Genomic DNA, 12,863 nt, shown 5'->3' on the forward strand with positions numbered 1-12,863 from the left:
GGCTCGAATCCGCTAACTGATCGAGGAGACACGACCTTTGACTGATGCAACGACGGCTCGCCTGGACGACTGGGCGAAGAAGCAGACCGCCGCCGAAGAACTCATCCCGCTCGTCGGACGCCTGTACCGCGAGAATGACGTGCTGCTGACACTGTTCGGGCGGTCTCTGCTGAACAAGTCGGTGACCGGCATGATCAAGGCCCACCGCTACGCCCGCCACTTCCTCGGTGAAGACCTCGATATCCAGGTCACGCACCGGATCGTCAAGGCGCTGTCCGGCCTCAATCTGGCGCCGGCTCACATCGATCTGGGCCGCCTCATCGAGAAGCTCGATGATCCGAATGCCGATGTCGATGCCTTCCTCGCAGCCGAACTGGCCGAAGTCGTCGACTCCCAGGCCGGTCAGGGCGAAGTCCGCGACGTCGTCCTCTACGGCTTCGGCCGCATCGGTCGCCTGCTCGCCCGCATCCTCATCGACCGTGCCGGCGGCACCGGAATGCGTCTGCGCGCCATCGTCGTGCGCAAGGGCGGTGAGAACGACATCGTCAAGCGTGCTTCGCTGCTGCGCCGCGATTCGGTGCACGGGTCCTTCGACGGCAGCATCGTCGTCGACGAAGAGGCCAACACCATTCAGGCCAACGGCACCCTCATCCAGGTCATCTACTCCGATGATCCCTCGCAGGTCGACTACACCGCTTACGGAATCAACGACGCGATCATCGTCGACAACACCGGCAAGTGGCGCGATGACGAGGGCCTGTCCAAGCACCTCGCCAGCCCCGGAGCCTCGAAAGTCCTGCTCACCGCACCGGGCAAGGGAGATGTCAAGAACATCGTCTTCGGTGTCAACGACGACGCGATCGCCGACTCGGACACCATCGTCTCGGCAGCTTCGTGCACGACGAACGCGATCACCCCTGTGCTCAAGGCGATCAATGACAAGTTCGGTGTCCGCAACGGACACGTCGAGACGGTCCACTCGTTCACCAACGACCAGAACCTCATCGACAACTTCCACAAGGGCTCGCGTCGCGGACGTGCTGCCGGGCTCAACATGGTGCTCACCGAGACCGGTGCTGCCAAGGCCGTGGCCAAGGCACTGCCGGAGCTCGCCGGGAAGCTCTCGGGCAACGCGATCCGCGTTCCCACCCCGAACGTGTCGATGGCGATCCTCAACCTCAACCTCGAGAAGGCCACGAGCGTCGACGAACTCAACACGTTCCTCCGTGAGGTGTCGATGCATTCGCCGCTGCGCAACCAGGTCGACTACGTCACCTCCCCCGAGCTCGTCTCCACCGACCTCGTCGGCTCCAAACGAGCCGGTGTCGTCGACGGACTGGCCACGATCGTCGACGAGGACCGCGTCGTCGTCTACGTCTGGTACGACAATGAGTTCGGCTACTCCTGCCAGGTTGTGCGCTGCGTGGCCAAGATGGCCGACGTCGACGTACCGGCATATCCCTGATTTCGCCGAGGCGGCCCACCGAATCCTGAGATGATTCCTTGGTGAGATGCTGAGACAGGCGCTCGGAGTCTTCGGACTCCGGGCGCCTTCGTCATTCCCACCGGCGCCGCAACCACCCACCAGCGTCACAACCTCTCGTCGACGACAATGCCTCCCGCAGGACCGGGAGGCATTGCAGCCAGCGGGAGGAATTGCTCACTGAGCGTCGTCGGACTCCATGGCTTCGTGCAGCCAGATCGGGGTGAAGTCAGCGAATCGAGCCGAGAGCTCCTCGTCGCTGTCGAGGATGACGGCCAGCCGGTCATCGGCGCCGCCGAGCTCGCTCGCCCAGATGGGCCCCAGACCGGCGAGCAGCAGACACGCGATGACGACGGCGCCGGCCAGCACCGGTGTCTGTGCCCACAGCAGCGCTGCGAACACGATCCCGATCACGACGAAGCCGATGGCCACGGCCATTCCCGCGTTGCGGGTGCGCGGCGCACGGGCCTTGGCCGGACGGCTCGCCGCGACCGAGTCGAGGATGTCTCGATTGATCCGCGTCCAGGCGATGATCGCGCCCAAGGCACAGACGATGCCGATCATGATGAGACTGAAAGCGGAGAACAGGAGCACGGCGTCGATGTGTTCGCCTTGGGCCTGCAGTGCCGCGCCGAGTCCGGCTACGAGCATCGCCGCGGCCAGGACCAGCATGCTCAGCAGACGGGCACGACGCACGGCGATGAGTTCGGCGAGCACACGGGCCAGGAAGGCGCGCTGGGCGGCGGGGTCGTCCGCCTGGTTCAACGCACGTACCCGAGTTTCTTGTCCACCGTGTGAGGGAACTCCTCACCGGCGAGATACTGTTCGAACAGGCGGTGGAACTGCTGGGCCAGACGCTTCCTCCACCCATCGGTGTCACCGCTCATGTGCGGGGTGATGATGACATCGTCGAGCGTCCACAGCGGATGTCCGGCGGGCAGCGGCTCCTCGTCGAAGACATCGAGTCCTGCTCCGGCGATCTGCCCGGTGCGCAGGGCGTCGACGAGGGCATCGGTGTCGACGGTATCGCCCCGGCCGACGTTGATGAACACGGCGGAGTCATCCATGGCGGCGAACACCTCGGCGCCGATGAGTCGTTCGGTCTTCTCCGTCAGGGGTGCGATATCGATGACCCAGTCGTATCCGGCGACGTGTTCGGCCAGGGTCGCGGAGTCGATGACCTCACCGAAGTCGACATCGCCGCTGCGGGCTCGCGAGCCGGCGCCGGTGACCTCGATATCGACGGCCGTGAGCAGCTGGGCGATTCCCCGGCCGATCGATCCGGTGCCCACGATCATCGCCTTGGTCCCGGCGATGTCGCGGGTCGATCGGCGGTTCCACGTCTCCTGTGCCTGGTCGGCCAATGATCCGATCGAGTTCTTCGCCTGCATGAGGATGAAGCTGAGGACGAACTCGGCGATCGGACGGTCGAAGATCCCCCGCGCATTCGTCACCGTCACCGGTGCCTCGACGAGTTCGTCGAAGAGGAGGGAATCGACACCGGCCGCCGCGGCATGGACCCATCGGAGCCGGTCGGCGCTGCCGTAGGCATCCTTGAGTGCTGTGGAGAAGAAGTCCCACATCAGCAGCACATCGGTGCCCGGCAGCGCCTGGCTCAGCGTGTCCGCCTCGGCGATGCGCAGTTCGATTCCCTCCCGGTCACCCAGCTCAGTGAGCAGGTCGGGAATCTCTGTCCCGGGTGAGTTGAGTATCGTCAGTACCGTCATTCCTCGTCTCCTCCAGCAGTGGGCTTTCTGCCAGACTAACCGATGAGACCGCACCGGGGGCCGAATCGGCTGAGGGGGCCGATTCTGCGATGTCGAGGCTCTGCCTCTTCGTCGGTTCGTTCGACAGCGTCTGCGCCAACGGGGTGTTGGGCAGGAAGCAGAGGAAGACGAAGCCGAGCACGGCCAGCGGAGCCACCCACAGGAACAGCGGCACGAGAGCGTCGTTGTAGGAGTTGATGATCAGCGAGTGCAGCGGATCCGGCAGGTCGGCGACGATGCCCGGAGTCAGTCCCTTAGAGGAGACCTTCGGCAGCGGCGTGTGCGGAGCGGACTTCGCGATGTCGGTGATTCCGGACTTGATGTTGTCCATGAGCCGTTGGGTGAACACCGAGCCGATGAACGCCATGCCCAGGGTCGCTCCGACTTGGCGGAAGTAGTTGTTCGATGCCGTCGCGGTGCCGACCATGGACACAGGGAAGGCGTTCTGGACGACGAGGACGAGGGTCTGCATGCTCAGACCCAGTCCCAGGCCGAGCAGGGCCAGGCAGCCGATGGTCTCCCAAGCCGAGCTCTCGGCCTTCAGCTGCGAGAGCAGCACGAGCGAGGCGGCCATGATGAGGATGCCGGTCAGCGGGTACTTCTTGTACTTGCCGGTGCGGGAGACGATGAACCCGACGAGCGTTGAGGACACGAGCATCGTGCCCATCATCGGCACCATCATGAGGCCGGCGACCGTGGCGTCGATGCCGTGGACCATCTGCAGGTAGGTCGGCATGTAGGAGAGCACACCGAACATGCCGATGCCGACGAAGAGGCCGGCGATCGTGCACAGGATGAAGTCGCGGTTGGCGAACAGGCTCATCGGGATGACGGGTTCGCTGACCCTGAACTCGACGAAGACGAAGGCCACTGCGGCGATGGCACCGCCGATGATGAGGCCGTTGATCTGCCAGGAGCCCCATGCGTAGTCGTGCCCGCCCCATGCGGAGACGAGGACGATGCAGGAGGTGACGATCGAGATCAGAGCCATGCCGATGACGTCGATCTTCGGCCGCGGGCCGGTTCCCTTGGCGCGCTTGGGCACCTTGAGGAAGATCGCGGCGGCGATGAGTGCGATGATGCCCAGCGGGAAGTTGATGGCGAAGGCCCAGCGCCAGCCCGGGCCCTCGGTCAGCCATCCGCCGATGAGCGGTCCGGCCACCGAGGACACGGCGAAGGCGGAGCCCATGATGCCCATGTACTTGCCGCGTTCGCGGGCAGGGACGACGGAGGCGATGATCGACTGCGAGAGGATCATCATTCCGCCGCCGCCGATGCCCTGGAGGACGCGACCGAAGATCAGGGTCGACATCTCGTTCGCGATGAGGGCGAAGACCGAACCGAGCAGGAAGCAGCAGATTGCGAACATGAACAGCGGTTTGCGCCCGAACAGGTCGCCGACCTTGCCGTAGACGGGCATCATGATCGTCGATGCCAGCATGAATGCGGTGGAGACCCACAGCATCTGGTCGACGCCGTCGAGTTCGCCGACGATCGTCGGCAGGGCGGTGGCGAGGACCGTCTGGTTGAGCGAGAACATGAACATTGCGATCATCAGGCCCACGAAGAGCAGGATGATCGCCGAGGTGGCCATCGGCGGCGTGTCATCGCCGTTTGTCGCCGGTGCGGTTGTTCTCTGCGGTGTCGCTGTCATCGTCTCGGGTTCGATATCGTGGTTGCTTCTCATCACGGCTTTCGTTGGATTCGTCGTCTCATTCGTCATTCGCGGCCCGTTCGTCCTGTCACTCACTGCGCTCGGTGCCTCGTCTCGGTCGGTCTCTCACTGCAGTCGGCCGAGGACCTTGAGGAAGAGGCCGAGGGAGTCTTCGAAGATCGCCTTGGTCCCGACTCGCTCGTCGACCGCCTCGGGCGTCTTCTTGATCGTGTGTCCGGCATGGCTGAGCGGCACGCGGCAGAGTTGGGTGAGCATGCGCGCGCTGCGCCACGCCGAGTCCTCGGTGGAGAATTCCTGCCCGAGGTGGCGCAGCCGAGCCAGGACGTGACCGGCGACGATCTCCTCCAGGGCTTCGGCCCGGTCGAAGCTTTTGCTCACAAGCTCCGGGTAGAGCGCGAAGAGGCGACGGCGCCTGGCCGGCAGCTCCGGATCGACGGAGCCGATGAGCAGCGCTTCGCGGACGAAGCGCGCCGTGTCCTCGGCAAGCGTGTCCAGGCCGGCCGGTGAGTGGACGTAGTCATCGGCGAGGGCCTCGTCGACGCCGGCTTCGACTCCGAGGCCGACGATCGCGTCCTCTTTCGTCTCGAAGTAGTTGAAGAACGTGCGGGTGGACACGCCCGCGTCAGCGGCGATGGTCGCCACGGTCGCACAGGCGAGGCCGTCTTCGAGGACTCGGGTGATCGCCGCCTCGTGGAGGGCGCTGCGGGTCAGCCGAGCCTTCTTTGAGCGCAGGGATTCTTCAATGGGCATGAGTACATTTTGCACCTCATGCAAACTTTCATCAAATGCAAATATGCAATTGTGCACTATTTCACTGTGTGCAGAGTTTCACGGGGATGCGGTTCCCACCGCGGGTGCTCACATGAGCAGTTTGAGTCGGGCCCGATGCTGTTCGAGGGTCTGCAGCTGACCGAGCAGCGCCGCCTGCCCCGCCCCGTCGCTGGTGTCCTGCCGTTGCAGACGTGAGTGCAGCTCCTTGGCGATGCGTTCGAGGTCGTAGTCGAACAGGCGTGCGACGATGCCGCGGGCGAACGGCTCGATGCCGGTGCCTTCGATGATCGGCAGCGGAGTCACGATCAGCTGTGCGATATAGGGTTTGAGATCCTCGGCGCTGGCTTCGAGGACGCGTTCGGCCCATTTCGATTGGACGGGTCCCGCCGACCCCAGTCCCCCGGCCGCCTTGATCGCCTCTTGGATCCGCCGGTAGCCGGGGTGTTCGAAGGCCTTGGCCGACAGCGAGTCGAAGAGCTTCGCATTGACGGCTTCCGGGTGCTGCAGGGCGACCATGAGCACGCCCTTCTCCGTCTTCAGACGTGCGGGACTGATCGGGGCCGAGAGGTTCGAGACGTCGGGACGTTCTTCGTAGACGTATTCGATGCCGCGGTCGTCGGTGATCTCCCCCGCCGAGGCGGGACCGGCCCCGCGCGCGTCCCCGCCCGATGCGGGCCCCGTCCCGGCTCCCTGTCCCGGCCCTGATGCCGGTCCCGAGGCAGGTGCGGGTGGTGCCGGTGGCGGACCATTGCGGAAATTCGTCTGCTGTGCCGGTGCCTCGGCGGTCTGGCGGTTCTGCTTCGGCTGCCGCTGTGCGGTGCGCACCGCGGCCTCCACCTCGTCGATGTCGACGCCGATGCGACCGGCGACGAACCGGTAGTAGTGGGTGAGGCTGTTGCGGTCGCGGATTCCGGTGAGCACCTCGGCGGCGGCCTTGACCGCGGAGATCCGGCCTTCGACGGTGTCGAGGTCGAAGCGGGCGATCGCTGTGGTGATGACGAACTCGAACAGAGGTTTGCACTCGTCGATGAGTTCGCGCAGGGCCGCGTCACCCTTCTGCATGCGCAGATCGCAGGGGTCGAGCCCGTCGGCTTCGACGGCGACGAAGGTCTGCGCGGTGAAGAGGTTCTCGAATTCGAAGGCCTTGAGCGCGGCCTTCTGCCCGGCGGCGTCGCCGTCGAAGGTGAAGATGACCTGTCCGGTCGGATCATCGCCCAAGAGCCGCCGGATGATCTTGACGTGTTCGGTTCCGAAGGCTGTTCCGCAGGTCGCCACGGCCTGGTCGACCCCGGCGAGGTGAGCGGCCATGACGTCGGTATAGCCTTCGACGACGACAACGCGTTTGGTCTTCGCGATCGACTTCTTCGCCAGGTCGAGGCCGTAGAGGACCTGGTTCTTGTGATAGAGCGCGGTCTCCGGGGTGTTGAGGTACTTCGGGCCCTTGTCGTCCTCGTAGAGGCGGCGGGCACCGAAGCCGATCGTCCGGGCGGTCATATCCTTGATGGGCCAGATGACACGTCCGCGGAACCGGTCGTAGATGCCGCGACCGCCTTCGCTGGCCAGCCCGCCGGCGAGGATCTCCTCCTCGGTGAAGCCGGCCCGGCCGAGGTGCGAGGTCAGTGCGTCCCAGGATTTCGGGGCGAAGCCGATGCCGAACTCTCGGCTCGATTCGGCGGGAAAGCCGCGCCCGGTGAGGAATTCGCGGCCGATCCGGCCAGCCTCGGACTCGAGCGCCTGGGTGAAGAACCGCTGCGCGACTTCGTGCATCTCGAGCAATCGCTGTCGCCGGCTGGCCTGCTCCCGGTCCGGACCTTTGCCATCCTCGTAGCGCAGATGCATGCCGGCCTTGCCGGCCAGGGTCTCGACGGCTTCGACGAAGCTGAGCTGCTCGACCTTCTGCAGGAAGGTGAACACGTCGCCGGACTCTCCGCAGCCGAAGCAGTGGTACATGCCGACCTGCGGACGCACGGTGAACGAGGGAGTCTTCTCGTCGTGGAAGGGGCACAGCCCCTTGAGCGAACCGATGCCCGCGGTCTTGAGGGTGACGAACTCCCCGATCACCTCGTCGATGCGGGTGCGGGTGCGCAGTTCGTCGATGTCCTCGCGCTTGATGAGTCCGGCCATGGTCTAGAGCCGATCCTCCGCCCCGGCGTTGAGGTGGTGGTACAGGGCCCACGCGGAGTGGTCGGTCAGGGACGCGATCTGGTCGACGATGACGCGCAGACGGGCGGCATCGTCGGCCGCCTCGGCGTGGTCGGCGCGGAACATCGGGTCGAGGTTCTCCGGTTTCTGCGCATACCACTCGGCGAGGTCGCCGATCACCGCGGCCTGGATGTCATGCAGGCGCAGGCGGTCCTCGGCGACCATGACGGTCAGCGTAGCCATGCCCTTGAGCACGGCGATCTCGACCACGGTGGTCTCCGGCACGACGAGAGATGCCGAGTAGCGGGCCAGCGGCTCCCACCCGAACTCCTCGCGCGTCGCCGCTTCCGCTGCCCCGACGAACCGCCCGATGAGCTGGCTGGACATGTGCTTGAGGCTCGCCTGGGCCCGGCGGGACCCGTCGAAGGTCTCGCTGGGCCAGTAGGCGGCGGCCTGGAGTCGGCTCAGCGCCTTGTCCATCTCCGCATCCGTCGTCTCCGGCAGGTACCACTGACGGGTGATCTCGAAGAGCTCGGCCCGACGGGATTCGGAGGCGAAATCGGCAAGCTCGAGGTGGCCGGCGACGATGGCGTCCTCGACGTCATGGACGGAATAGGAGATGTCATCGGCCAAGTCCATGACCTGGGCTTCGATGCATCTGCTGCCGTTGTCGATTCCGGAGCGGTAGAAGTCGAAGACATCCGTGTCGTCATCGTAGACGCCGAACTTCCGCACTCCGGAGTCGCGGCGCCCGGACGTGGCCTCGCTGCGCGGCCAGGGGTACTTCGTCAGCGCGTCGAGGCTCGCCCGGGTCAGGTTGAGGCCTGCCGGGCGACCGTCTGCGGCGATGACCTTCGGTTCGATCCGAGTGACTAGGCGCAGGGTCTGGGCGTTGCCTTCGAACCCGCCGATGTCCTTGCACAGGGCGTCGAGGATCGTCTCCCCGTGGTGGCCGAAGGGCGGATGGCCGAGATCGTGGGACAGACACGCGGTGTCGACGATATCGGGGTCGCAGCCGAGGTAGCGGGCGAGTTCGCGTCCGACCTGAGCCACTTCGAGAGAGTGAGTGAGGCGGGTGCGGACGAAGTCGTCGGTGCCGGGCGCGACGACCTGCGTCTTCGCACCGAGGCGGCGCAGGCCCGAGGAATGGAGGACGCGGGCACGGTCACGCTGGAAGGCCGAGCGCCGTGGATTCTTTGCCGGTTCGCTCACCCACCGTTCCTCGTCCCACGGCGTATAGACCGCCACGGTCCCCGTCCGCACCGAGGTGTGCGGGTGAGTGTCGAAGGGCATTCTCATCCTCCAGAGATGTCGAGTTCGGCCTCCGACAGCAGCGATCGTCCGCTGGGGTCGAAGATACGGGAGTCCAGCCAGCCTTCGGGCAGGTGCGGCTTCTTCGGTCGGGTCGTGCGACCCCGCGATCCTTCTGCGGCCTCCCCCGGATAGGGGGCGTTTTGGTCGAGCTGGGCAAGCAGTCCGGCAAGCTCCTCGAGCGATGACACCATGGCCAGCCGACTGCGCAGGTCTCCCCCGACCGGGTAGCCCTTGAAGTACCAGGCGATGTGTTTGCGCAGGTCCCGCACACCGTAGAACTCGTCTTCGAAGTGATCGACGAGGTATTCGCCGTGTTTGTACACTGCCTGCCCCACCTCGGCGAGGCCGGGACGGTGACGCTCCTCGCTGCCGTTCAGGGCATTCGCGAGATCGCCGAACAGCCACGGACGGCCCTGGCAGCCGCGACCGATGACGACGCCGTCGCAACCGGTCGTGGCCATCATGTCCAGCGCATCCTCGGCCGCGAAGATGTCGCCGTTGCCGAGCACGGGAACGGTATCGCCGAGGTGGTCCTTGAGTCGGGCGATCGCGTCCCAGTCGGCCTTGCCCGAGTAGAGGTCGGCGGCGGTGCGCCCGTGCAGGGCGACGGCGGAGACACCCGCGTCGCGTGCGGTCTCGGCAGCGTCGAGGAAGGTCGTGTGGTCGGCGTCGATGCCCTTGCGCATCTTCACCGTCACGGGAATTCCCCCTCGAGAGGCCTCGTTGACGGCCGTGGTGACGATGGCTTCGAACAGGTCCTGCTTCCACGGCAGCGCGGAGCCGCCGCCCTTGCGGGTGACCTTGGGAACGGGGCAGCCGAAGTTGAGGTCGATGTGGTCGGCCCGGTCCTCCTCGACGAGCATCCGCACGGCCTGGCCCATGGTGACCGGGTCGACCCCGTAGAGCTGCACGGAGCGCGGGGTCTCGTAGGGTTCGTGGTGGATGATGCGCATGGTCTTGGGACTGCGCTCGACGAGGGCCCGGGTGGTGACCATTTCGGTCACGTAGAGGCCGGCGCCGTATTCGCGACAGAGGCGACGGAACGCGGTGTTCGTGATCCCGGCCATCGGGGCGAGCACGACCGGAGAGGACAGCTCGATGGGGCCGATGCGCAGCGGTGCTGCGGCGGCCGGGGACACGGTTTCTGGGCTGGGGCTCATGACACTCACGACCCCATTATCCCAATGCAGTCAAAATCGCACATTCTCGCCCCTCTTCGCCTGTCTCCGATGCCGTGTTTCCGGTGTCCGTTCGGACGTCAGTCTCGCCGGGAGTTCGATTCTGCTCCCCCGCTTTCCGGTTCGGCACTGTCCTGTCCAACGGTCCCCGCACGGAGAAATTCCCGGACGTCCCATTCGGTGTCCACGGCGAGTTCGGCGGCGAGCCGGTCATCGTGGGTGACGACGACCATCGCCCCGCCGAATCCCTCGAGCGCGGTGACGAGCGCCTCGAGCGAGGACAGGTCGAGATTGTTGCCCGGCTCGTCGAGGATGAGCAGCTGCGGGGCGGGGTCCTGGAGCAGCTCGGAGGCGAGGGCGACCCGGAAGCGTTCGCCGCCGGAGAGGGTCGAACAGATCTGGTCGGTGCGACCGGCGCGCAGCCCCATGGCCGCGAGCACTTCATGGACGCGGTGCGGGTTCAGATGCGGATTTCCCGCGCGCACGGCCTCCATGACGGTGAGGTCGGGCGGGAGCCGATACTGCTGGTCGAGGTGGCCGACAGGGACCGAGACGGTGACCGAGAGGTCACCGAAGAGCGCAGCGATCGGAGCGGAAGCCCCGTCACGGCCCGCGGCCGACATCATCGCTGCCAGCAGAGTGGATTTCCCTGCCCCGTTCGGTCCGGTCAGCCGGATCCGTTCGGGTCCGACGATCAACTGCGGTCGCTCCAATCTCGCCGAGGAGGCTTCGAGCACCCGCTTCGAAGCGTGCACCGTCGTCTCCGGCAGGTCGAGGCGCACGCTCGAGGACCGCCGCAGGATGTCTTTGGCCGCCTCGAGAGAATGCAGCGTCTCAGCTTCGTCTGCGGCTGAGTCGCCGCGCCTCTTCGCCGCGGACTTCTCTGCGGAGTTCCTCAGCCCGTTCATCGCGATCTTCGGTCGGCGCTTGTTCTCCTTGTCCTTCGCCGCCTTTCGGCCGGCTCGTGCGAGTTTCGTCTCGAGTTCGATGCGCTGCCGCTTCTCGATCGCATGGGCCTTCTTTGCGTCGATGACTCTCTGCTGCTTCGCTTCCTCTTCGGCCGCGACCATCTGCTCATAGTCGTCGAAGTTGCCGCCGTAGAGCCGCAGGCGATCGGTCATCTCGACGATCGCGTCCATGTGTTCGAGCAGGGTGCGGTCGTGGGAGATGACGAGCGTGGGACCGCGGCGTGCGGTGAGCATTGCACTCAGCAGCTGCCGCCCGTCCTCGTCGAGGTTGTTGCTCGGCTCGTCGAGGATGAGCCACTCGTCTGCGACCATCGCCGCACGGGCCAGTCCGATGCGGCCGGCCTGTCCGCCGGAGAAGCGGCTGAGGCTGCGGTCGAGGTCGGCCGCCTCGAGGTGGAGGCCGAGTTCGGCCGTGGCCGCCAGGGCCTGCTCTTCGATGTCCCAGGCCTCGCCGATGAGTGCGAAATCGGATTCCGCTGCTTCGCCGTTCAGAGCACGATGCAGTGCTGAACGGACCTTCGCGATGCCGAGAGCTTCATCGACGCGCTGAGCCGAATGCGGCAGCAGCTGGTCGATGTAGACGGCGTTGTCCGCGCCGGTGATCGTGCCGGCGGTCGCGGGCAGGTGGCCGGCGAGGAGTTTCGCGAAAGTGGATTTGCCGATCCCGTTGTCACCGACCAGCCCGATGAGTGCGGAGGGGATCGTGGCGGTCAGCTGGGAGAAGATCTCGGTATCGTCGCCGAGGCGGTAGTCCAGTCCGGACACAGTGATTGCTGTAGGCATGAGGATCCTCATTTCGTGGACGCAGAAGCGCTGCGGGCCCGTGGCACCCGCATATCACGGCATGAGGATTCACTTCACTGCGGAGATGTCCTTCGTCGGAAATGGGACAGCACAATGATCGCCGAGGCGGTTCGCCGCGTCAAGAGCACCTCCCGGCGGCGACCGTCGAGGCCGGGCCCGGAGAGCCTCAGACGATGATGAGCATGAGCTCGGCGGGCTCGTCGTGAGGATTCGTCAGCTGGTGCGGGACGTCACCTGGGGCTTGGGCACAGTCGCCGGCGTGGAGAGTGGTGCGGCGATCGATGGTGACGACCTCGATGGTTCCCGACAGAACGAAGAAGCTCTCACGCGAGCCGCTGCGGTGGGCGGCGAAGGCAGAGGTTTCGCTGTGCGGGTCGAGGCGGTAGTGGACGACGTCCATGTTCTCGATCGCCGAGGGCAGATCGCGGCGCCGGATTCCCTCGCCGAAGGTCGTTGTGGTGGGGATCGCCTCGGTGCGGGTGATCGTCACTTCGGGGGCGGCGAGGAGCTGGCCGACGTCGACGCCGAGGGCGCGGGAGAGACCCATCGCATTCGAGACCGAAGTGTCCTGCTCTCCTCGTTCGATCTTCGACAATGCAGCCCGCGAGAGGCCGGCCCTCACGGCCAGCTCGTTGAGCGTGAGGTTGTTGAATTTGCGCCGAGCTCTGATGCGGGCACCGAACACGCGAGCGCCGAGATCCTCTTCTTTCGCCATTGTCGAATCATAATCTATTCTGGGATAGTAGAATACGATCCCTCAAA

10 protein-coding genes are annotated in these 12,863 nt (G+C 65.6%); 1 reads left to right on the forward strand and 9 read right to left on the reverse strand.

Going from position 1 to position 12,863, the window contains the following annotated elements; genetic code table 11:
• Window positions 1-37: 37 nt before the first annotated feature.
• A complete protein-coding gene (locus ACPUD7_RS07980) occupies window positions 38-1,465 on the forward strand; it encodes a glyceraldehyde-3-phosphate dehydrogenase (protein ID WP_425119567.1) in 1,428 nt (475 codons plus the stop codon).
• A gap of 195 nt (window positions 1,466-1,660) precedes the next feature.
• Here the strand turns inward: ACPUD7_RS07980 and ACPUD7_RS07985 are convergent, their stop codons facing one another.
• From ACPUD7_RS07985 to ACPUD7_RS08025, 9 genes are all read right to left on the reverse strand, one after another.
• Window positions 1,661-2,248 carry a hypothetical protein gene (locus tag ACPUD7_RS07985; RefSeq protein ID WP_425119568.1) on the reverse strand — a complete coding sequence of 196 codons (588 nt, stop codon included), beginning with the start codon at window positions 2,246-2,248 and terminating at the stop codon, window positions 1,661-1,663.
• Window positions 2,245-3,210, reverse strand: coding sequence for a D-2-hydroxyacid dehydrogenase (locus ACPUD7_RS07990; RefSeq protein WP_425119570.1), 966 nt, complete (start codon window positions 3,208-3,210; stop codon window positions 2,245-2,247). Before ACPUD7_RS07990 ends, ACPUD7_RS07985 begins: the two co-directional genes overlap by 4 nt.
• Window positions 3,152-4,936, reverse strand: coding sequence for an MDR family MFS transporter (locus ACPUD7_RS07995; protein WP_425119571.1), 1,785 nt, complete (start codon window positions 4,934-4,936; stop codon window positions 3,152-3,154). Before ACPUD7_RS07995 ends, ACPUD7_RS07990 begins: the two co-directional genes overlap by 59 nt.
• A 93-nt stretch (window positions 4,937-5,029) precedes the next feature.
• Window positions 5,030-5,674, reverse strand: coding sequence for a TetR/AcrR family transcriptional regulator (locus ACPUD7_RS08000; RefSeq protein WP_425119572.1), 645 nt, complete (start codon window positions 5,672-5,674; stop codon window positions 5,030-5,032).
• Between the two features lie 108 nt (window positions 5,675-5,782).
• Window positions 5,783-7,819, reverse strand: a complete 2,037-nt coding sequence (gene dnaG, locus ACPUD7_RS08005; RefSeq protein ID WP_425119573.1) for a DNA primase — start codon at window positions 7,817-7,819, stop codon at window positions 5,783-5,785.
• A 3-nt stretch (window positions 7,820-7,822) separates the two neighbouring features.
• Window positions 7,823-9,130, reverse strand: a complete 1,308-nt coding sequence (locus ACPUD7_RS08010) for a deoxyguanosinetriphosphate triphosphohydrolase (protein WP_135541184.1) — start codon at window positions 9,128-9,130, stop codon at window positions 7,823-7,825.
• A gap of 2 nt (window positions 9,131-9,132) precedes the next feature.
• Complete coding sequence (gene dusB, locus ACPUD7_RS08015; RefSeq protein WP_425119574.1) at window positions 9,133-10,311, reverse strand: tRNA dihydrouridine synthase DusB; 1,179 nt, start codon at window positions 10,309-10,311, stop codon at window positions 9,133-9,135.
• A gap of 98 nt (window positions 10,312-10,409) precedes the next feature.
• The gene (locus tag ACPUD7_RS08020; RefSeq protein WP_135541188.1) at window positions 10,410-12,080 is read right to left on the reverse strand and encodes an ATP-binding cassette domain-containing protein; all 1,671 of its coding nucleotides are present in this window, start codon (window positions 12,078-12,080) and stop codon (window positions 10,410-10,412) included.
• A gap of 187 nt (window positions 12,081-12,267) precedes the next feature.
• Entirely contained in the window at window positions 12,268-12,816 is a 549-nt protein-coding gene (locus ACPUD7_RS08025; protein ID WP_135541190.1) for a helix-turn-helix domain-containing protein, read from the reverse strand.
• Window positions 12,817-12,863 lie beyond the last annotated feature (47 nt).

It is taken from the genome of Brevibacterium sp. FAM 24630, assembly GCF_049804075.1.
Taxonomy (GTDB): domain Bacteria; phylum Actinomycetota; class Actinomycetes; order Actinomycetales; family Brevibacteriaceae; genus Brevibacterium.